Raw genomic sequence first — 20,395 nt, 5'->3', positions numbered from 1 at the left:
CAAAAACGTTTCGCGCTGCAGCAACGCGTCGAACGGCACCATGCAGGCGACGGAACCCTGTGCGCCACTTGCCAAAATCGGCCAGACGCGGCACCAGCACTGTATAAACGCTGCCTTGCAGCATAGATTGCCCGTGCCTGCGCGGGCTTCGCAAGATGTGAGTAAACGACCATGCGGATCGCAGTAATCGGAACGGGATATGTCGGACTCGTGTCGGGGGCTTGCTTCGCCGACTTCGGTCATGACGTCATTTGCGTCGACAAGGACGAGAGCAAGATCGACGCATTGCACGCGGGTCGCATCCCGATCTTCGAGCCAGGCCTCCAGGCATTGGTCGAGACCAACGTCAAGGCGGGGCGTCTCGGTTTCACCACCGACCTGACCGAAGGCGTCAAGGGTGCCGAAGCGGTCTTCATCGCGGTCGGCACCCCGTCGCGCCGCGGCGATGGCCATGCCGATCTCGGTTATGTGTTTGCCGCTGCAGCCGAAGTCGCAAAGGCGGTCAGCGGCTTCACCGTTGTCATCACCAAGTCGACCGTGCCGGTCGGCACCGGCGACGAAGTCGAGCGGATCCTGCGCGAGAACAATCCGGCGGCGGAATTCGCGGTCGTCTCGAACCCCGAATTCCTCCGCGAGGGCGCCGCTATCGACGACTTCAAGCGTCCCGACCGCGTCGTTATCGGCGGCCATGACGAGCGTGCGATGTCCGTGATGCGCGAAATCTACCGTCCGCTGAGCCTCAACAGCTCGCCGGTGATCGAGATGTCGCGGCGCGGCGCCGAGCTGACCAAATATGCCGGCAACGCGTTCCTCGCGACCAAGATCACCTTCATCAACGAGATCGCCGATCTCTGCGAAAAGGTCGGCGCCGACGTCCAGGAGGTCGCGCGCGGCATCGGTCTGGACAAGCGGATCGGGTCGAAGTTCCTCAATGCGGGGCCGGGCTATGGCGGCTCGTGCTTCCCCAAGGACACGCTGGCGCTGCTCAAGACCAGCCAGGACTACGAAGCGCCGCAGCGGATCGTCGAGGCGGTGGTCGCGGTGAACGAGAACCGCAAGCGCGCGATGGGCCGCAAGGTCATCGCCGCGATGGGCGACGAAGTCCGCGGCAAGACCGTCGCGGTGCTCGGCCTGACCTTCAAGCCCAACACCGACGACATGCGCGACAGCCCCGCGATCGCGGTGATCCAGTTGCTCCAGGATGCCGGCGCGCGCGTCCAGGCGTTCGATCCCGAGGGCATGGAACAGGCCGCCAAGCTGCTCCAGAACGTCGATTTCAAGACCGACACCTATGCGACGATCGAAGGCGCCGATGCGCTCGTGATCGTGACCGAATGGGACGCGTTCCGCGCGCTCGACCTGAAGCGGGTCAAGGCATTGCTGTCGGAGCCGATCCTGATCGATCTCCGCAACATCTATCCGCGCGACGTCGTCGAGACCGCCGGCTTCAAATACATCGCGGTCGGTCGCTGATCGCTGCAGCGACCCGGCCACGCCCGTGGTCGGGTCGCGTTACCGTGAAGGGCCGCCGACGCCTGCCCTTCGTGGATTAGAGTGAAACCTGTCGGAGGCTTGGCGCAAACGCGCCTCGCGATATCGCCGCTCGCAATGTCTCGCCGGTATTGCGGGGCCTTTAGCCTGCCCCGCACCGCGAATTTCGAACCGGATACCGTGCCGGTTTGTCCGCCCACGAAACCGTCTTTTGCCCGTTCCGCGGGCATGCCGAACTCGGGTGCCGCCAAGGGGCGAGAACAATCGCGCGCCGTTACGGTTTTATGACTAAAAATATCTTGATGTTTGTCTCACAATAGAACATTTTTACCAAGACGGCGCTAATCGCCGCTGGAGAGAGATGATGCATTTGAGCTCGACCTGGGACGCGCGCAAGGCAAAGGGCGCCTTGGTACTATTGTCGATGTCGTCAGCCTGTTGGGCGATCGCGATCGGCTTCGTCGTCCTTCATTGATCGATCCACGGATCCACGCCGAGTCGTTTCGGACCCGTGACAAACCGAATATGATACACGGCCACCGGATCTAAGATTCGGGAGCGTTATTTCCGCGAGTGGTCGTTTGCAGATGCGCATTGCTCACGTGTCGAGCCTGAACGCGTAGCAGCGCTTGCCTCTGCTCGCGCGAAGGGTGGTTTGACGTAACCAGCGTCTAAGCGCGTCCGATAGATCCCCGCCGCGATCCGCCGGCCGACCCGACGTTATGCCACGCCTCGACGCGTAGCGGATAATTCAAGCACTCGATGCTTCGCATGCGCCCAGCATGACTGACCGATCGTCAGCGCTCGCTATCGGCGAAGGCGACATCACCCGCCCAAATATCGGCCACGGAGCCCCCGCCCCGATCAGGAGCGCAATGTCGTCGTGGACGGCGTGGAGCGGTTCGCCGGCCAGCCGCAAGCGGGATTCGCAACGGCGCAATCGACCGGCCCCCCTCCCCACTCGCGCAGCAGGCGACAATCGACCATCGCCACCGGTAGAACACGACGATTTAAGAGGGATCGCTGGATGCCCCGTGAGGATTCGAACCTCAATAGGCGGTATCAGAAACCGCAGTCTTACCATTAGACGACGGGGCATCAGCGAGGGCGCGATCTAGGCGGGGGAGGTCGGGCTGTCAACGCCAAGATCGTAGGGATTCGCCACATCGCTTGCGTAATCGCTGCACCCCGCTACATTCGATGCCAAGCACCGGGCGGGTATTTTCCTGCGGCGGCAGATATAGATAGCGAGTTTTGCGGCGATGGGGGATGTTTCCACCCGAATGCCGTTCCGGCAGGGGTCTCCTGCCCGTCCGGCGGCGACCCGGCCCGGTCGAGGGCGGTGGGCCGATGCGCAGGCGTTTGCCGCGCTGGATCTTGGCACCAACAATTGTCGATTGCTGATCGCGCGACCGCAGGCGGGCGGGTTCGCGGTGATCGATGCGTTTTCGCGAATCGTTCGGTTGGGCGAAGGTCTGGCGTCGACCGGCAAGCTGAGCGACGCGGCGATCGAGCGCACCATCTCGGCGTTGCGGGTATGCTCGGACAAGTTGCAGCGCCGCAACGTCACGCTGGCGCGGTCGGTCGCGACCGAGGCGTGTCGGCAGGCGTCTAACGGCCCCGACTTCATCGCCCGCGCGCTCGCCGAGACGGGAATCCATCTCGACATCATTTCCGCCGAGGAGGAGGCGCGGCTGGCCGTGCTCGGCTGCCATGCGCTGATCGAGCCTGGCGAGGATCCCGCGCTCGTGTTCGATATCGGCGGCGGGTCGACCGAACTCGTGCTGATCGATACCTCGACGCCGATCCCGACCGTGCTCGACTGGCATTCGGCGCCATGGGGCGTGGTGTCGCTGACCGAGCATGCCGGCGGCGGCGAAGGCGTGGAAGGTCGCCGTGCCGCCTATGCGCGGATGCGCGGCGTCGTCGCGGACAGTTTCGCGGGGTTCGCCAGCCGCCTGCCCCGGCAGGTCGCGCGCCCCCGGCTGCTCGGCACCAGCGGCACGGTGACGACGCTTGGCAGCGTGCATCTCGGGCTCAGCCATTACGACCGCTCGGTGGTCGACGGGCTGATCGTGCCCGCCTCGGCGATGCGCAAGATCAGCGCCGACCTTTCCCACATGTCGATCACGGAGCGCGCCAAGCTGCCGTGCATCGGCAACGAGCGCGCCGACCTGGTGGTCGCGGGCTGTGCCATTCTGGAGACGATCATGGATTTGTGGCCCGCCGAACGGCTCGGCATTGCCGACCGCGGCATTCGCGAGGGCATTCTCCGCCGCCTGATGGGCGCGCCCAAACCAGGCAAGTCAGGAGTGGCAGCATGAGCCGCGGCGGCTCCGGCGGACACGTCCGCGTTCTGACCGCGCGGAAACGCACCGCGCAGTCGACGCGCTGGCTTGAGCGTCAGTTGAACGATCCGTACGTGAAGCGCGCGAAGGCCGACGGCTATCGCAGCCGGGCCGCGTACAAGCTGATCGAGCTCGACGAGCGATTCGAGCTGATCCGCGGGTCGAAGCGCGTCGTCGATCTCGGCATCGCGCCGGGCGGCTGGGCGCAGGTGATTCGGCGGCGGATTCCCAAGGCTGCGGTGGTCGGGATCGACTTGCTGCCGGTCGATCCGATCGAAGGCGTGACGATCTTCGAGATGGATTTCCTCGACGATGCCGCACCGGGCAAGCTGATCGAGGCCTTGGGCGGCGCGCCGGATCTGGTGTTGTCCGACATGGCGGCGAACACGGTCGGACATCCGCAGACCGATGCGCTCAGGACGATGGCGCTGGTCGAGACCGCTCTGCATTTTGCATGCGAGGTGTTGGAGCCGGGTGGCACGTTCGTATCGAAGGTGTTCGCGGGAGGCGCCGATTCGGAGCTGGTCGCGGAGATGAAGCGCAACTTCAAGACGGTGAAGCACGCCAAGCCGCCCGCGAGTCGCAAGGGGTCGGTGGAATGGTTCGTGGTCGCGCAGGGGTTTAAAGGCCGAGACCCAAAATAGCGCAGCTATTTCGGATAAGTCGAAAGCCCGGCCAGCGTCGCACAGCGACGACTGACGACGTGGCTTTGCCACGGCGCGACCTGCTTTGCTCTGCTTCTTTCGACAAGGCCGCCGGCAAAGCCGTCGTCGGATGGGATCGCCAACGCGACCCACCGGCCGAGCCAGCGATTGCGCGTTCGCGCATCGGCTCGGGCGTCGCCGAGCCTATCGCTGGCTTAGCGCAACAATATGATCGAACACTGCCGGATGCAGCGGCTTGGCAAACGCGCAGCCATATTTGAACTTGTCGCGCCACGCCACGACCGCCTCCAGCGCGGCGAGTCCCGGCAGCGTCAGCCACACCACCGTTCCCGGCCAGAGCGTGAAGCTGGTTTCCGCGCGAAACCCCGAGAGCGACAGGTCGGTGACCTCGATCTCGAACCGTGTCTGACCACGATCGCGCAAATGCGCCCGCATCTTCACCGCTTTGCGGAGCGACTGACGGAGCTCTTCGCTGGTCAGATCGTGGGGCAATGGAGTCGCAGGCTGTGTCATGCGAGGATAATGCCCTGAAAAGGGTTACTTTTATGCAAACGCGATCGCACGCCGAACATATCTGCGTTTTAGCGATACTTCTGGGCAATCTTAGGACGTCACGATCGAAACGCGACATAAAGCTTGAGCTGTAGCTAGGGCTAACGCGGCCAACGCCGGCACCCAAAAACTACCTAAAACTCAATGCGCATGGTTAGACAAGCCAGTCTATTGCGAACGAGACGCAAGTGCATATGCCTTAAGGGTGGATTTGCAGCCCGCCCTGTGCTTTACGCCCAACCAATTCCCGAGTTTCCTAAAAATTGCGTGGAGCCTTCCCGATGAACATCCATGAATACCAGGCCAAGGAACTGCTGGCCAAGTTCGGCGTCCCCGTGCCTGCCGGTTTCGCGGCACTGACCGTCGAGGAGGCCGTCGAGGCCTCGAAGAAGCTTCCCGGACCGCTCTATGTCGTCAAGGCGCAGATCCACGCCGGCGGCCGCGGCAAGGGCAAGTTCGTCGAGCTCGGCCCCGATGCCAAGGGCGGCGTCCGCCTTGCCAAGACCGAGGACGAGGTTCGCGCGGCCGCGACCGACATGCTCGGCAACACGCTCGTCACCATCCAGACGGGTGACGCGGGCAAGCAGGTCAACCGCCTGTACGTCACCGACGGCGTCGACATCGACAAGGAATTCTACCTCGCGCTGACGCTCAACCGCACCACCGGCCGGGTGATGATGGTCGTCTCGACCGAAGGCGGCATGGACATCGAAGCCGTCGCGCACGACACGCCCGAGAAGATCCAGTCGATCGACATCGACCAGGCGACCGGCTTCATGCCGCATCACGGCCGCGCCGTCGCTGCCGCGCTGAAGCTGACCGGCGATCTCGCCAAGCAGGCGGCGAACACCGCATCGAAGCTGTATGACGCGTTCATGGGCACCGATGCCGAGCAGATCGAGATCAACCCGCTCGCGGTCACCAACGACGGCAAGCTGATGGTGCTCGACGCGAAGGTCGCGTTCGACGGCAACGCGCTGTTCCGCCACAAGGACCTGCTCGAACTGCGCGACGAGACCGAGGAAGATCCCGCCGAGCTCGAGGCGTCTAAGTACGACCTCGCCTACATCAAGCTCGATGGCGACATCGGCTGCATGGTCAACGGCGCCGGCCTGGCGATGGCGACGATGGACATCATCAAGCTCAACGGCATGTTCCCGGCCAACTTCCTCGACGTCGGCGGCGGCGCCAACAAGGAGAAGGTGACGGCGGCGTTCAAGATCATCCTCGCGGATCCGAACGTGAAGGGCATCCTCGTCAACATCTTCGGCGGCATCATGAAGTGCGACATCATCGCCGACGGCATCGTCGCCGCGGCGAAGGAAGTGAACCTCTCGGTGCCGCTCGTCGTCCGCCTCGAGGGCACGAATGTCGAGAAGGGCAAGGAGATCCTGGCCAATTCGGGTCTCGCGATCGTTCCGGCGAACGATCTCGGCGATGCGGCGAAGAAGATCGTCGCGGAAGTGCAGAAGGTCGCGGCGTAACCGCTGTCGACCTCGCATACTGATTCTGCGAAAAGAGGGGCTCGGACGGAAACGTCCGGGCCCTTTTTCGTTGATGTCGTAAGCTACTTGGCAGGTGGTCCGATCGGCATCTCGCCGTGACGCTACGGCATAGCGATGTTTCCATACCGGACTTGCGAAAACGACGCGAAACCGCCATCTGTCCGGCCAACGCCGCCGGGTAACCAGCGGGCGAAACGAATAGATTCACCTTGGAAGGAACCCCGATGAAGGTGCTGGTGCCGGTCAAGCGCGTGCTTGACTACAACGTGAAGCCTCGCGTGAAGGCGGACGGAACGGGCGTCGATCTGGCGAACGTCAAGATGAGCATGAACCCGTTCGACGAGATCGCGGTCGAAGAAGCCATTCGCCTCAAGGACAAGGGCGTCACCGAGATCGTCGTCGTCTCGATCGGCGAGCAGAAGAGCCAGGAAACGCTCCGCACTGCGCTCGCGATGGGTGCAGACCGCGCGATTCTCGTCGTCAGCGAGACCAAGGTCGAGCCGCTGGGCGTCGCCAAGATCCTCGCCAAGATCGTCGAGGAGGAAAAGCCCGACCTCGTGATCCTCGGCAAGCAGGCGATCGACGACGACAACAACCAGACCGGGCAGATGCTCGCCGGCCTCCTGAACTGGGGTCAGGGCACGTTCGCGTCGAAGGTCGAGATCGCCGACGGTTCGGTCAACGTGACGCGCGAAGTCGATGGCGGCGCGGAGACGGACACGCTCAAGCTGCCCGCGATCATCACCACCGATCTTCGCCTCAACGAGCCGCGCTATGCCTCGCTGCCGAACATCATGAAGGCGAAGTCGAAGCCGATGGCGCAGAAGACGCCGGCCGATTTCGGCGTCGACGTGACGCCGCGCCTGACCACGCTGAAGGTGGTCGAGCCCGCCAAGCGCTCGGCCGGGATCAAGGTCGCCGATGTCGACGCGCTGGTCGGCAAGCTCAAGGAAATGGGCGTCGCCAAGTAATCTCCCGTTCGCCCTGAGCGAAGTCGAAGGGCATGCCCCATGGACTTCGACTTCGCTCAGCCCGAACGGAATTTTGGAAAAGGTTTTGTCATGAAGACATTGGTTTGGGTCGAACATGACGGTCAGGCCGTCAAGGATGCCACGCTGTCGGCGGTTACGGCCGCATCGCAGCTCGGCGAAGTCCATCTGCTGGTCGTCGGCCAGGGCGTCGATGGCGTCGCTGCCGCGGCTGCGAAGATCGCTGGCGTCGGCAAGGTGCATGTCGCGGACGACGCGGCATTCGCGCATGCGCTGGCCGAGAACGTCGCGCCGCTGATCGTCGAGCTGATGGCCAGCCACGATGCGTTCGTCGCGCCGTCGACCACGCATGGCAAGAACATCGCCCCTCGCGTGGCAGCGTTGCTCGACGTCATGCAGATCAGCGACATCCTGTCGGTCGAGAGCGAAGACACGTTCACGCGGCCGATCTACGCAGGCAATGCGATCGCGACGGTGCAGTCGACCGACGCGAAGAAGGTCATCACGGTGCGCGGCACGGCATTCGCCAAGGCCGCTACCGAGGGTGGTTCGGGCGAGATCGAGGCGGTCGCATCGACCGGCGACAAGGGTCTGTCGACCTTCGCCGGCTCGGAGATCGCCAAGAACGAGCGCCCCGAACTGACCAGCGCGAAGATCATTGTCTCGGGTGGCCGCGCGCTCGCTTCGAGCGACCAGTTCCACGCGATGATCGATCCGCTGGCCGACAAGCTCGGCGCCGGCGTCGGCGCATCGCGCGCCGCGGTCGACGCAGGCTATGCGCCGAACGACTATCAGGTCGGCCAGACCGGCAAGATCGTCGCCCCGGAAGTGTATGTCGCGGTCGGCATCTCGGGCGCGATCCAGCATCTTGCGGGGATGAAGGACTCGAAGGTCATCATCGCGATCAACAAGGACGAGGACGCGCCGATCTTCCAGGTCGCGGACATCGGCCTGGTCGGCGATCTGTTCAAGATCGTGCCGGAATTGACGGCGAAGCTGTAGGCGAATGCCGCTGCGCGGGCGAAGCCTCGCGCAACAGCAAGCCCGGCCGGCGGCGCTGCAGCGCCGACCGACGACGCGGGATTTACTCCCGCGTCGCGCGCCACGAACGGGCGGTGTGACTTCGGTCGTACCGCCCGTCCAGTGTCTACCGAACGTACAGGTCGGCCGACGTCGAACCGATACGCTTACAAACCGCGGTCTATCTGACCCAAGTGAGCACCTCCCCGGCGAAGGCCGGGGCCCAATTGGGAAAAGGAGGTAACGGCGGGCGGTCCTTCGTTACATCGACCTTTCCACTTGGACCCCGGCCTGCGCCGGGGAGGTGCATCTGTCGAAGCGGGATAAGTACCGAACACGTCCGGAGTACTGAGATCGTCATCGCGCCCTCATGCGCAGTTGCCGCACAATGCCCGCCTCCCCAATTATCCAGCATGTACGGCGTCCACTCGAACCCGCGCGACCGCCTGATATCCGCCGTCGGCGCCGCGACACTCTGCGCCGTCATCGGCTACGCGCTGATCCTCGGGCTCGGCGTCAGCATTCCCACCGCTATCCCCGACGCGCTGAAGACGTTCGCGGTTAGCCCGAAATCCCCTCCACCGCCGCCGCCCGAAAAGATCGTCCCCCGCCCCGCGAAAAGCTACCGTCCCGAAGGTGCGGCGTCCCCCGCGAACCTCCGCTCGAAGGCGACCGAACTCGTCGTCCCGAAGCCGATCGTCCCCCCGATCGTTCCACCGCCCCCGGTTATCGCCACGCTGAACCCAGGCCCCGGCAACGACGCCACGACGGGCGCCGCGCCCGTCCCCGGACCCGGCACGGGCGCAGGCGGCGAGGGGACCGGCACCGGCAGCGGTCGCTCCGGGAGTGGCGACGGCGACGGTGGCGACGAGACTCCACCCCGTCTTTTGAAAGGTCGCTTCAAGAACAAGGACTTCCCCAACGCCGAAGCCGTGATCGGGGCGGGCGGGGTCGTCGGCGTACGCTACACCGTCGAGACCAACGGCAGCGTCACGCACTGCATGGTCACGCGCTCGAGCGGCAATGCGGTGCTCGACGCGACCACCTGCCGCCTGATCGAACTGCGCTTCCGCTACCGCCCCTGGCTCGACGCCACCGGCCGCCCGGTGCGCTCTACCGTCGTCCATAACCAGGAATGGGTGAACCAACTCGATCCGCCGTCACGCGGTAATTGAAGCCGATCGCCCCAGCCGCCCGCCACTGAGCACCCGCGCGACGGTCGGCGAGAGCGCCATCAGCACTCGCCCCAGCACGACCGTGACGCCGAGCACCAGCAACGGCTGGACCAGCAGATATACCGGATACAGCCCCGCCCCCAGCGCGCCGGTCGCCAATCCGATCACCGGCCCGAACAGCCACAGCAGCACCAGGTGATCGCAGAATGCGAGAAACCCGTAGCGCTCAATCCCGCGCAACCGGTCCGCAACGTCGCTCCCCGCCAAGCCCCAGGCCAGCCGCCAGAACAGCACCGCGGAGGCCAATCGAAACACGATGTCGAATGCCGCCATCAGATGCGGATGTGCATCGAAGAACGCGTTCCCGAGCAGCGCGGTCCACAGCCGCGGCGCGATCAGTACGGCGAATGGCAGCGCGCATAGGGCGACAGGCCACCCCGCCACCCGCTCCGCCACGCCAGATCGCCGCGCGGCGATCCCAGCGGTGAAGAAGAGCAGTATCTGCGGTCGCAGCAACAGCGGAACGTGCACACCGGACACGCTCCACACCACCGCGATCAGCGCGACCACCGCCAGCCACGCGCTCGACGCGCGTACCAGCAGCGGCGCGATCATCATGCAGACGAACAGATCGCGCAGGAACGGCATCTGCACGTTGATATCGTCGGCATGCACCATCGGAACGAGTTCGTTCAACGTCCATCCGATACTCGACGGCGTGGGCGCCTTCAGATCGCCGAACGTCGCCGCCGCCCCGACCAGCACCAGCGCGATTGCGTTCCATAAGACCATCGGCAGCAGGATCGTGCGCGCCTTGCCACGCAGGAACGCGCCGTACGGTTGCCTCGTCGCGGTCGACACGACCAGCCAGCCCGAAATCATCCCTAGCAACGGCACCGCGCTCCGTCCGAACACTTCGCCGAGCAGCGTTCGTAGCACCGCCTGCCAGCTGAACGCCACCGCAGCCAGTTCTTCCGCGGTGCGCCCGGTCCAGGCGTGAACGTAGACGATCCCCATGATGCCGATCAGCCGCGCGATCGCGATCGCAGTGGACAGGCGCGCGTCGTTGGTCCGGGCACTGCTGCTGGCGCCTATATCGATCGATCTGGTGCTCAAGTCTGCTACTTCGCTCTGGTTCGGCGCGGCGTACCCGGCTTGTCGCGCGCGAACACCTCCTTCAGGATGAAATGGACGTTACGGGGGACCAAGAGATGATCGCCGCCTTCCTGCTCATCGCCGCGCAGTCGAGCCCGGCCGCTGCGCTCGACCCGAAGATCGCGCGGCGTGTCGAGCGTGTGCTGGAGCGCAGCCCAGTGATCGACGGTCATAACGACCTCGCCTGGGAGATACGCGAGCTGCACGACGCGAAGGTCGAGGTGGTCGATCTTTCCGTGGACACCGCGCGGCTGCCGAACCCGTTGCAAACCGACATTCCCCGCCTGCGCGAAGGTCGTGTCGGCGGGCAGTTCTGGTCGGTCTACATCCCTGCCGATGCGCCGCGCGCGGTCGAGATGACGCTGGAGGAGATCGACATCGTCCACCGCTTCGTCGCAGCGAACCCGGCGACGTTCGAACTCGCCACTACCGCCGCGGACATCCGTCGGATCGAGAAGGCGGGGCGGATCGCCTCCCTGATCGGCGTCGAGGGTGGGCACCAGATCGATGGGCGGTTGTCGGTGCTGCGCCAATATCGCGCGCTCGGTGTGGCGTACATGACGCTGACGCACGGCAAGAGCCTGAACTGGGCGGACAGCTCGACCGATGCACCGCGCGCCAACGGGCTCAGCGATTTCGGGCGGCAGGTGGTCGCGGAGATGAACCGGATCGGGATGATAGTCGACGTCGCCCACGTCTCGGACGCAACGATGGCGGCGGCTTTGGCGGCGACCAAGGCGCCGGTGATAGCGTCACACTCCAGCGCACGGGCGATCGCGGATGCGCCGCGGAATATCCCCGACGACCTGCTCCGCGCGATCGGCGCGAACGGGGGCGTGGTGATGGTGAACTTCTATCCGTCGTTCCTGGCGGGCGAGTGGCGCGCCTGGGATCTCGCACGCTCTGCCTATGCGAAGTCGGTCGGCGTGCCCGCGAACGTCTACGGCGCGAAATCACCTGCGCCTCTGGTAGCGTGGGACGCGGCGCATCCGGAGCCGCAGGTCACCGCCGCGACGGTCGCCGATCATATCGAGCATATCGCGAAGATCGCCGGTCACGATCATGTCGGTATCGGCGGCGATTTCGACGGTATCCAGGGAACCGGGCCGATCGGTCTAAAGGGCGTCGACGGTTATCCGCTACTGTTCGCCGAACTGGCGCGGCGCGGGTGGAGCGATGGCGATATGGCGAAGCTGTCCGGCGGCAACGTCCTGCGCGTTATGGAACGGGTCGAAGCAGTCGCTAAGAGCATGGCGGGTATGCCGCCCATCGACGCGACCGACGTGGCGTCTCGGTAGAGCGGGCCCGTTCCCAAGTCTGAACGAAGCCGGACTTCTTCTCCCCTCCCTGGAAGGGAGGGGGCGGGGGTGGGTCGGGTTCCGCGAATTCCAGTGCTGGTGACTCAAACTGGCCAACCCACCCCCAGCCCCTCCCTTCCAGGGAGGGGAGAACCTATCGATCAAGGATCCGGCATCCGCTGCGGCACAGGCGGCTCGACCATCAGCGGCGGCACCGTCCGCAGCACCAGCCCGATCACCAGCGCGGCCACGCCGAGCAACAGGCAGAACGCCGTCACTCCCGGCCAGCCGGCGTGAGTCCAGGCGAACCCGCCGGCGGATCCGAGCACGCTCGATCCCATGTAATAGAAGAACAGATAGAACGCCGCCGCCTGCCCACGCGAGCCGCCGCCGCCTGCAACCTGCGCGCGCCGTCCCACCCAAGCGCTCGCGATCGAATGCGCGCCGAAGAAGCCGATCGTCACGACCGCGATCCCTGAGATTACCAGCACCAGCGGCGTCATCGCGGTCAGCGCGACGCCGGCGATCAGCAGCACGACGGGTATCCAGAAGACCTTCCGCCGCCCGAGCTGTCCCGCCAGCGTCCCGAACTTCGCCGAACTGACGGACCCGAGAACATACAACAGGAATACTGCGCCGACCGCCGCCTGGCTGAGGCCATAGGGCGGGCTCATCAACCGGAAGCCTGCATAGTTATAGATCGTGACGAACACGCCCATCAGCAGGAACGCCTCGACATACAGCAACGGCATCGCGCGATCGGTGAACAGCGCGCCAGCACTCCGCAACAGCGCGCCCGGTCGTCCGACGCTTGGCGTGAAATTGCGCGAGAGCGGCGCGAGCCGGCGGAATGCCTCCGCCATTGCGAGGCCAGCGACGCCGACCGCAGCGAGCGCCCAGCGCCAGCCTTCGAGATCGGCGACGATGCTGACGACCAGTCGCCCGGCCATCCCGCCGAGCGCGCTGCCGGCGATATACAGCCCCATCGCCGCGCCGACCGAGCCCGAATCGACCTCCTCAGCGACATAGGCCATCGCTACCGCCGGCACGCCCGCGAGCGCGACGCCGGTCAGGAACCGCAACAGGAGCAACCCGCTCCACCCCGGCACGACCGCCGCCGCCAGCGTCAGCCCACCAGCTGCAAACATCGCCACGATCATCAGTGAGCGCCGGCCCACGCGATCCGATACGAACCCGGCGAACAATATGCCGATCGCCAAGGGCCCGGTCGCCAGCGACACCGCGAGCGATGCGCCCTCCGCGGTCAGCCCGAACTGCGCAGCGAACAGCGGCAGCAAAGGCTGTACCGAATACAGCAGCGAGAAGGTCGAGAACCCTGCGAACAGCATCGCCAGCGTCAGCCGACGATAGGCGGGCGTGCCCAAGGCAATTGGCACGTCAGAACCCATTGAGGAAGCTCGTGACATTATGGCCTAGCGCATCGACCGCGTATCCCCCTTCCATGACGATGACGGTCGGCCAGTTGCATGCCGCAATATCGCGCGCGAGGACCGCGTAATCTGGCGTGGTCAACTTGAAGTGCGAGATCGGATCGCCCTCCCACGTGTCCGCGCCGAAGCTGACGACGAGCAGGCCGGGATTAAACGCGTCGATCGCGTCGAGCGCGGTGGTCTGCGCGGCGCGGAAGGCATCGATCTGGGTGCCGTGGGGGAGGGGAAGGTTCAGCGTAGTGCCGACTCCTTCGCCCTCTCCAGTCTCGTCGGCATGGCCCCAGTAGAACGGGTAGTCGGTCTTGGTATCCGCGTGGACCGAGGCGTAGAACACGTCGCCGCGAGCGTAGAAGATGTCCTGCGTGCCGTTGCCGTGGTGATAGTCGATGTCGAGGATCGCGACGCGCGCGACACCGGCGTCGCGCGCGGCCTGTGCGGCGATCGCGGCGGTGTTGAGGTGGCAGTATCCGCCGCAATAGTCTGCGCCGGCATGGTGGCCGGGCGGGCGGCACAGTGCGAACGCGGCGCGGTCGCCGTCGAGGACCGCGTGCGTCGCGGCGAGCGCGGACTGTGCGCTGCCATAGGAGGCGGGCCAGGTCTCGGGCGTGATCGGCGTGGTCGCGTCGAAGCTGTGTGCGCCGATCAGCGCGTCGATCCGGGTGAGGTCGAGCGGACGGCGGCCGCGGATCGGGAAGGTGTAGGGGATCGCGTCGCCGTCTCGCCCCGCCTCGCGCCACAGTCGCGCGGCGTCTTTCAGGAACGCTACATAGGCGGGGGAGTGCACGGCAAGGATCGGTCCTTCACCACGATCCTCCGGCGTCTCGACCGGACCGATCGCGTGCAGGATCGCGTCGATGCGCGCGGGGGTCTCCGCATAGGCGGTGAACGCGCCGTTATGGAGTTCGCGCTCGGGGGAGTGGGTTCGCTGGGCGTCGTCGAAGAACAGCCGCATTGTTGCTCCTTGGTGCGCGGTCACGAGGGAAGAACCAACCGGTCGCTTCCGGGGTCCTACGGTATCGTGCGGGTACGGCAAATTCGAAGGCTCAGAACAGCGCCAGTTGCCGATCGTCGTCGCCGCTCAGCAGCCAGCGGCCGAGTACGTCGTGTCGCGTTCGCCCTACATGGCTGTGGACCAGTACGAACGCATCCGCCGTCCAGCCGATCGGCGCGATGTCTTGCGTGAACGGCGCGCCGTCGCGGTAGCCGAGCGTCATGTGAGCACTCGAGCGAAAGCCAGCGCGGGCGCGTAGCCCCGCCGCCTCGCGCGCTACGGCGATCCGCTGATACAAGGCGGCGAAGGATGCATTTTTGCGGCGCGGCCGCAGAGCGATGGATCGATCGCTGCCGACCACGGTATCGAACTCGATCGCGAACGGCGCTGCCTCGACCGCATCGCCGATCGCCTTCAGGTCCCGCTCCAGCGCGGTCGATACGCGGTCTTGGTCGTCGAGGATATCGATCGTGACGTGCAGATGCTCGGGGCGCAGCTTGTCCCCGTCGGTCTCGAACCACGACGCCGCAGCGGTGATCTGGCGCGCGAGCGGGAGTGGCGGGCGGAGCGCGAAGAACAGGCGATGACGGGCAAGCGGTCGATGAAACATGCCGGTTTCCGAATCGGGGGAGGCAGGCCTGTTGCTAATATGTTCCACTGCTTTCGTCTAGTTGGCGCGCGCGATCGTACGGCTCGAACACCACCCCGGCGAAGGCCCGGGCCCAATTGGAAAGGTCAGAGTAACGACACGCTGCGCTCCGTTAAGCGCGTATCCCAGTTGGGCCCCGGCCTCCGCCGGGGTGGTGCATCGTTGCTAGTTCGCCCTTCTACCGCGCCAACGCCTCGGCGATCAGTTTCCGCGAGTTCGCCACGCCGTACAGCGCGATGAAGCTGCCCATCCGCGGCCCCTGCTCGGAGCCCAGCAACGTCTCGTACAGCGCCTTGAACCAGTCGCGCAGATTGTCGAACCCGCCGGTCTTGCCGATCTCGTAGACGATGTTCTGGATATCCTCCGCGCTCGCCTCCGTCGGCAGCGCGGCGAGTTCCGCGTCCAGCCGCTCCAGCGCCGCGACCTCGACACCCTCGGGCGCGCGGCGCTTCAGCGTCGGCGCAACGAAATCGCGGCTATAGGCGAGCGCATAGCCGATCAGCCGGTCCAACTCGGGGTACTTGGCCGCCGACGCATCCGGCACGTAATTGGCCAGATAGCCCCAGACCTGCTCCTTGCTCGCATCGCCCATCACCCCGACAAGGTTGAGCAACAGTCCGAACGTCACCGGCAGTTCGCCGGTAGGCAGCTTGCTGTCGTGGATGTGATGGACCGGATTGCCGAGCTTCTGCTTCAGATCTTGACCCGCATAATTGCCGCGGAACTGCCAATATTCGTCCACCGCGCGCGGGATCACGCCCATGTGCAGAGACTTCGCCTTCTTGGGCTCGCGGTACGCATAGAACGCCAGCGATTCCTCGGGACCATAGGTCAGCCACTGCTCGAGGCTCAGGCCATTACCCTTCGACTTCGAGATCTTCTCGCCATTCTCGTCGAGGAACATCTCGTAGTTGAAACCCTCGGGCGGGCGCCCGCCGAGCACGCGCGCGATCTTCGACGACTGCGTCACCGAATCGATCAAGTCCTTGCCCGCCATCTCGTAATCGACGCCGAGCGCGACCCAGCGCATCGCCCAGTCGACCTTCCACTGGAGCTTGGCCTTGCCGCCAAGCACGCTCTGCTCGATCCGCTGACCGCCATCCTCGAACGCGATCAGGCCCGCGTCGGCGTCGATCACTTCGATCGGTACCTGCAACACGATCCCGCTGGTCGGCGAGATCGGCAGCACCGGCGAATAGGTCGCGCGGCGCTCGGCCCGCAGCGTGGGGAGCATCACGTCCTGGATACCCTGGAAGTGGCGAAGCACACCCTTCAGCGCCTCGTCGAAGCGGCCGGACGTGTAATATTCGGTCGACGACGCGAACTCGTAGTCGAAGCCGTAGCGATCGAGAAATTCGCGCAGGATCGCGTTGTTATGCGCGGCAAAGCTCGAATGCGTGCCGAACGGATCCGGGATCTGCGTCAGCGGCTTGCCGAGATGCTCACGCAGCATGTCGCCGTTGGGAACGTTGTCCGGGACCTTGCGCAGGCCGTCCATGTCGTCCGAGAACGCGATCAGCCGCGTCGGCGTATCGCTCAACGCGTGGAAGGCGTTGCGCACCATCGTCGTGCGCAACACTTCGTTGAACGTGCCGATATGCGGCAGGCCCGACGGTCCGTAGCCCGTTTCGAACAGCACCGGATCGCCCGACTTGCCGTTCGGATACCGCTTGAGGAGTTTGCGCGCCTCCTCGTACGGCCAGGCTTTGGACTCAAGGGCGGCGGTGCGGAGTTCGTCGGTCATGATACAGCGCGACTAGCGCGTGCATTCGTGTCCGTCACCCCCACCGCCGCTCGCGACTCAGCGGCAACGATCCTTCGCGGTGATCGTCCGGTCGACCGCACGGCCACCGAGCGCACCCGCTGCGCCGCCTGCCAGCGTGCCGAGCAGCCCGCCGCCGACCGCATTACCGAGTACCGCGCCGCCGACGCCGCCTGCGACAAGGCCGGTCGTGCCGCTCGAATGGCGGCAACGCTTGGCGCGGTAACGACGGTCATGCCCGCGATACTCACGCTTCGAGCGAGCCTCGGCCTTACCCGTAGGAATCACGGCAGCCGCCGGAATTGCGAGCGACAGCGCGCTCAGCGCCATGAGAAACTTCCGCATGATGATCGTCCCTGTTGATGTCGGTAAAGTTCGGTATCGATACGTGCGCAACGCACGTGAACCGTGCCGGTTGCGTAACCGGCGATGCGGACACCGATCTATAATCCTCCCCCGCAAGGGGGAGGTGGCGCCGTAGGCGTCGGAGGGGGAGGACACGGAACGTGGGTCGCCGCCTCAGGCTGCGCCTGCCCCCTCCCTCTGGCGGGGAGGATTGGTTTGACATTCAGATTCGAAGCACCCTTGGCTGCACAAAAGGTTGCCCTTTCGTTCCCCGTCACGCAAGGTCGCGGAGTGCTTCGCTATCCTGCCCTCCACGCCAGCCACGCCGGCATCTGGATCGCGAACGCCGATGGCGCGCGTCCTATAGGGCGAGGCGAGGCGATCCGGATCGCCGCCGATACGCCGGTCATCATGCTCAACGCGCCGCTGGTCGGGCAGCGACTCGGCTATCCCGATCTGTCGGGGCTCGATCTGCTCGAACTCTACGCGTTCCTCCGCCCCGCGCAGTTCGCGGTGCCGACGCCGAAGGGGATCGCGTGGGTTACCGGGCTCGATGTGCCGACCGAGGATGCGGAGGTCGCGCCGTTCCTCCTCCGCGCGGCCGAAGCGATGCTGGCGCTCACCGATACCGACTGGCCCGAGCGCGAAGGCGCGTGGACGGCGGCGCAATCGCTGTTCCGCCTGCGCTGGCCTTGGGCGCCCGTCGTTGCCGAGCGGCTGAAGAAGCCCGCGGTCAACGAACGCTGGCTGTTCTCGTCGCTCCCCGAATGGGAGGAGCACGCGCCGCGACCCGCCCCGCGTACCGTCACGATCGAGCCCGGCGATGCTGAGGCGCGCCTCGTCGACCTCACCGGCCACGGCGCCGAGGAACGCCCCGGCCAGCGCGCCTATGCCGGCGCCGCCACCGCTGCGTTCGCGCCGCGGGCGATGCGCGACACGCCCAATCTGGTGCTCGCCGAGGCGGGGACCGGGATCGGCAAGACATTGGGCTATCTCGCGCCCGCCTCGCTCTGGGCGGAGAAGGCCGGTGGCGCGGTGTGGATCTCGACCTACACCAAGACGCTGCAACGCCAGCTCGGCCAGGAAACCGCACGGCTTTATCCCGACGCCGCTATCCGCAAGGCGAAGGTCGTCACGCGCAAAGGTCGCGAGAATTACCTCTGCCTGCTCAACCTGGAGGACGCGCTGCAAGGCGGGTTCGCGGGGCGCGCGGCGATCCTCGCGCACCTCGTCGCGCGCTGGGCCGCGTATAGCGCGGATGGCGACATGGTCGGCGGCGACCTCCCCGGCTGGCTGCCCACGCTGTTCCGCCGCAACGGCTCGACCGCGCTGACCGACCGCCGCGGCGAGTGCGTGTACGCGGGCTGCCCGCACTACCGGAAATGCTTCATCGAGCGCGCCGCCCGCGCCTCGTCCGACGCCGACATCGTCATCGCCAACCACGCACTGGTGATGGTCAACGCCGCGAGAGGCCGCGAACTCGCGACCCGGCCGACTCGCTACGTGTTCGACGAAGGCCATCACATCTTCGACGCCGCCGATTCGATGTTCGCGACCGCGCTGACCGGTGCGGAGACGATCGAACTGCGCCGTTGGATCCTCGGCCCCGAGTCGAGCGGTCGCGGGCGCCGGCGGGGGCTCGCCGCACGCCTGTCCGATCTCGCCAGTTATGACGAACAGGGTGCGCGGGCGATCAGCGACGCGGTGACCGCCGCGGGTGCGCTGGCGTCCGACGGCTGGCTGCAACGGCTCGGCGAGGGTGCGCCGTTCGGGCCGATCGAGACGTTGCTTGCCGCCGTCCGTGGCCTCACCTACGCGCGGGCCGAGCAGCCGGGCGACGCGGGGTACGGCCTCGAGACCGAACTTGCCGAACCCGACGCGACGCTGATTGAGGCCGCCGCGCCCGCCGCCGCCGCGCTCGACGCACTCGTCCGTCCGCTCGTCACGCTCGGCCGTCGCCTCGAAGCCGTCCTCGCCGAAGCCCCTGACTGGATGGACGCCCCCGCCCGAGCCCGAGTCGAAGGCGCGATCGCCTCGATCGGCTGGCGCGCCGAGACGGTGGCGTCGTGGCTGTCGCTGCTCGCGCGCGTCGGCGGCCCGGTAGACGCCGATTTCGTCGACTGGCTCGCCGTCGACCGCATCGAAGGCCGCGAATTCGATATCGGGCTGCATCGCCACTGGCTCGACCCGACCCGGCCGTTCGCAGAGATCGTCCTGAAGCCCGCACACGGTGCACTGGTTACCTCGGCGACGCTGACCGGCGGCGGCGATTGGGAAGTCGCCGAAGCCCGCACCGGCGCGCCGCATCTGCTGCGTCCCGCCGCACGGTTCGAGGCGAAGAGCCCGTTCGACTACACGCGGCAAGCCGAAGTGCTGATCGTCACCGACGTGAAGCGCGGCGATATCGGTGCACTTGCCAACGCCTATGCGCAGTTGATCGTCGCCAGCCGCGGCGGCACGCTCGGGCTATTCACCGCGATCCGGCGCCTGCGGGGCGTGCATGGTCGCATCGCCGATCGACTCGCGCGTGAAGGCCTGCCGCTCCATGCGCAGCACGTCGATCCGATCGACACCGGCACCTTGGTCGACATTTTCCGCGATGATCCGGGGGCGTCGCTGCTCGGTACAGACGCGCTGCGCGATGGCGTCGACGTGCCCGGCGAGTCGCTGCGACTGGTGGTGATGGAGGGCGTGCCTTGGGCAAAGCCTTCCGTTCTGCACGCCGCGCGCAGGCTTGCGGGCGGCGGTTCGGCGTATGACGATCGACTCGTTCGGGCTCGTCTGGCCCAGGCATTTGGCCGGCTGATCCGCCGCGCCGACGATTCCGGCGTTTTCGTGATGCTGTCTGCGGCGATGCCGTCGAGACTGCTCAGCGCGTTCCCGCCGGGCGTGCCGATCGCCCGCGTGACGCTCGAAGAAGCGGTGGCCCGAGTCGCAAGCCGGCTTTCCTCGCGAGCGCCGGTAGGGCATGAACGCCGCGAACCCGCTTGAGGATTGCC

16 protein-coding genes and 1 tRNA gene are annotated in these 20,395 nt (G+C 65.9%); 9 read left to right on the top strand and 8 right to left on the bottom strand.

Annotated elements, in window-relative coordinates:
• The first annotated feature begins 171 nt into the window (after window positions 1-171).
• On the top strand, window positions 172-1,473 hold the full coding sequence (locus ASF09_RS10680) for a UDP-glucose dehydrogenase family protein (RefSeq protein ID WP_060526170.1): 1,302 nt from the start codon (window positions 172-174) through the stop codon (window positions 1,471-1,473).
• A gap of 1,042 nt (window positions 1,474-2,515) precedes the next feature.
• On the opposite strand, the gene ASF09_RS10675 is transcribed toward ASF09_RS10680, so the two are convergent.
• A tRNA-Gln gene (locus ASF09_RS10675) sits at window positions 2,516-2,589 on the bottom strand.
• Between the two features lie 185 nt (window positions 2,590-2,774).
• On the opposite strand from ASF09_RS10675, the gene ASF09_RS10670 reads away from it, so the two are divergent.
• Window positions 2,775-3,815, top strand: a complete 1,041-nt coding sequence (locus ASF09_RS10670) for a Ppx/GppA phosphatase family protein (protein ID WP_060526169.1) — start codon at window positions 2,775-2,777, stop codon at window positions 3,813-3,815.
• Window positions 3,812-4,483, top strand: coding sequence for an RlmE family RNA methyltransferase (locus tag ASF09_RS10665; RefSeq protein ID WP_056053985.1), 672 nt, complete (start codon window positions 3,812-3,814; stop codon window positions 4,481-4,483). Before ASF09_RS10670 ends, ASF09_RS10665 begins: the two co-directional genes overlap by 4 nt.
• Before the next feature lie 204 nt (window positions 4,484-4,687).
• On the opposite strand, the gene ASF09_RS10660 is transcribed toward ASF09_RS10665, so the two are convergent.
• Window positions 4,688-5,017, bottom strand: a complete 330-nt coding sequence (locus ASF09_RS10660; RefSeq protein ID WP_056053983.1) for a PilZ domain-containing protein — start codon at window positions 5,015-5,017, stop codon at window positions 4,688-4,690.
• Between the two features lie 320 nt (window positions 5,018-5,337).
• On the opposite strand from ASF09_RS10660, the gene sucC reads away from it, so the two are divergent.
• The 4 genes from sucC (at window position 5,338) to ASF09_RS21075 (ending at window position 9,745) form a co-directional block, all read left to right on the top strand.
• Window positions 5,338-6,540 (top strand): ADP-forming succinate--CoA ligase subunit beta, encoded by a 1,203-nt coding sequence (sucC, locus tag ASF09_RS10655; RefSeq protein ID WP_056053980.1) that lies wholly within the window; start codon window positions 5,338-5,340, stop codon window positions 6,538-6,540.
• Between the two features lie 245 nt (window positions 6,541-6,785).
• Window positions 6,786-7,532: an electron transfer flavoprotein subunit beta/FixA family protein gene (locus tag ASF09_RS10650; protein WP_056064107.1), complete on the top strand. Its 747-nt coding sequence runs from the start codon at window positions 6,786-6,788 to the stop codon at window positions 7,530-7,532.
• A gap of 90 nt (window positions 7,533-7,622) precedes the next feature.
• Window positions 7,623-8,552: an electron transfer flavoprotein subunit alpha/FixB family protein gene (locus ASF09_RS10645; RefSeq protein WP_060526168.1), complete on the top strand. Its 930-nt coding sequence runs from the start codon at window positions 7,623-7,625 to the stop codon at window positions 8,550-8,552.
• A 431-nt stretch (window positions 8,553-8,983) separates the two neighbouring features.
• A complete protein-coding gene (locus ASF09_RS21075; protein WP_060526167.1) occupies window positions 8,984-9,745 on the top strand; it encodes an energy transducer TonB in 762 nt (253 codons plus the stop codon).
• Here ASF09_RS21075 and ASF09_RS10635 read toward each other — a convergent pair.
• Window positions 9,731-10,861 carry an acyltransferase family protein gene (locus tag ASF09_RS10635; RefSeq protein WP_235529788.1) on the bottom strand — a complete coding sequence of 377 codons (1,131 nt, stop codon included), beginning with the start codon at window positions 10,859-10,861 and terminating at the stop codon, window positions 9,731-9,733. The two genes, ASF09_RS21075 and ASF09_RS10635, sit on opposite strands and share 15 nt — an antisense overlap.
• A gap of 95 nt (window positions 10,862-10,956) precedes the next feature.
• On the opposite strand from ASF09_RS10635, the gene ASF09_RS10630 reads away from it, so the two are divergent.
• Window positions 10,957-12,198, top strand: coding sequence for a dipeptidase (locus ASF09_RS10630; RefSeq protein ID WP_060526166.1), 1,242 nt, complete (start codon window positions 10,957-10,959; stop codon window positions 12,196-12,198).
• 161 nt (window positions 12,199-12,359) lie between these two features.
• Here the strand turns inward: ASF09_RS10630 and ASF09_RS10625 are convergent, their stop codons facing one another.
• From ASF09_RS10625 to ASF09_RS10605, 5 genes are all read right to left on the bottom strand, one after another.
• Complete coding sequence (locus ASF09_RS10625; RefSeq protein ID WP_235529787.1) at window positions 12,360-13,595, bottom strand: MFS transporter; 1,236 nt, start codon at window positions 13,593-13,595, stop codon at window positions 12,360-12,362.
• 1 nt (window position 13,596) lies between these two features.
• On the bottom strand, window positions 13,597-14,601 hold the full coding sequence (locus ASF09_RS10620) for a histone deacetylase family protein (RefSeq protein ID WP_060526164.1): 1,005 nt from the start codon (window positions 14,599-14,601) through the stop codon (window positions 13,597-13,599).
• A 91-nt stretch (window positions 14,602-14,692) separates the two neighbouring features.
• Entirely contained in the window at window positions 14,693-15,250 is a 558-nt protein-coding gene (locus ASF09_RS10615; RefSeq protein ID WP_060526163.1) for a 2'-5' RNA ligase family protein, read from the bottom strand.
• 217 nt (window positions 15,251-15,467) lie between these two features.
• A complete protein-coding gene (locus ASF09_RS10610) occupies window positions 15,468-17,033 on the bottom strand; it encodes a lysine--tRNA ligase (protein WP_060526162.1) in 1,566 nt (521 codons plus the stop codon).
• Between the two features lie 57 nt (window positions 17,034-17,090).
• Window positions 17,091-17,396: a hypothetical protein gene (locus ASF09_RS10605; protein ID WP_056053958.1), complete on the bottom strand. Its 306-nt coding sequence runs from the start codon at window positions 17,394-17,396 to the stop codon at window positions 17,091-17,093.
• Between the two features lie 291 nt (window positions 17,397-17,687).
• Here ASF09_RS10605 and ASF09_RS10600 point away from each other — a divergent pair, with 291 nt between their 5' ends.
• Window positions 17,688-20,387 (top strand): ATP-dependent DNA helicase, encoded by a 2,700-nt coding sequence (locus tag ASF09_RS10600; RefSeq protein ID WP_060526161.1) that lies wholly within the window; start codon window positions 17,688-17,690, stop codon window positions 20,385-20,387.
• The last annotated feature ends 8 nt before the right edge of the window (window positions 20,388-20,395 follow it).

This window comes from Sphingomonas sp. Leaf242 (assembly GCF_001422045.1).
In the GTDB taxonomy this organism is placed as follows: Bacteria; Pseudomonadota; Alphaproteobacteria; order Sphingomonadales; family Sphingomonadaceae; genus Sphingomonas.
This window is presented reverse-complemented; position numbering and strand designations above follow the sequence as displayed.

Coding starts and splice junctions, on each gene's coding strand:
- ASF09_RS10680 (WP_060526170.1), top strand. CDS start 172: ATGCGGATCGCAGTAATCGGAACGGGATATGTCGGACTCGTGTCGGGG.
- ASF09_RS10670 (WP_060526169.1), top strand. CDS start 2,775: ATGCCGTTCCGGCAGGGGTCTCCTGCCCGTCCGGCGGCGACCCGGCCC.
- ASF09_RS10665 (WP_056053985.1), top strand. CDS start 3,812: ATGAGCCGCGGCGGCTCCGGCGGACACGTCCGCGTTCTGACCGCGCGG.
- ASF09_RS10660 (WP_056053983.1), bottom strand. CDS start 5,017: ATGACACAGCCTGCGACTCCATTGCCCCACGATCTGACCAGCGAAGAG.
- sucC (WP_056053980.1), top strand. CDS start 5,338: ATGAACATCCATGAATACCAGGCCAAGGAACTGCTGGCCAAGTTCGGC.
- ASF09_RS10650 (WP_056064107.1), top strand. CDS start 6,786: ATGAAGGTGCTGGTGCCGGTCAAGCGCGTGCTTGACTACAACGTGAAG.
- ASF09_RS10645 (WP_060526168.1), top strand. CDS start 7,623: ATGAAGACATTGGTTTGGGTCGAACATGACGGTCAGGCCGTCAAGGAT.
- ASF09_RS21075 (WP_060526167.1), top strand. CDS start 8,984: ATGTACGGCGTCCACTCGAACCCGCGCGACCGCCTGATATCCGCCGTC.
- ASF09_RS10630 (WP_060526166.1), top strand. CDS start 10,957: ATGATCGCCGCCTTCCTGCTCATCGCCGCGCAGTCGAGCCCGGCCGCT.
- ASF09_RS10620 (WP_060526164.1), bottom strand. CDS start 14,601: ATGCGGCTGTTCTTCGACGACGCCCAGCGAACCCACTCCCCCGAGCGC.
- ASF09_RS10615 (WP_060526163.1), bottom strand. CDS start 15,250: ATGTTTCATCGACCGCTTGCCCGTCATCGCCTGTTCTTCGCGCTCCGC.
- ASF09_RS10610 (WP_060526162.1), bottom strand. CDS start 17,033: ATGACCGACGAACTCCGCACCGCCGCCCTTGAGTCCAAAGCCTGGCCG.
- ASF09_RS10605 (WP_056053958.1), bottom strand. CDS start 17,396: ATGCGGAAGTTTCTCATGGCGCTGAGCGCGCTGTCGCTCGCAATTCCG.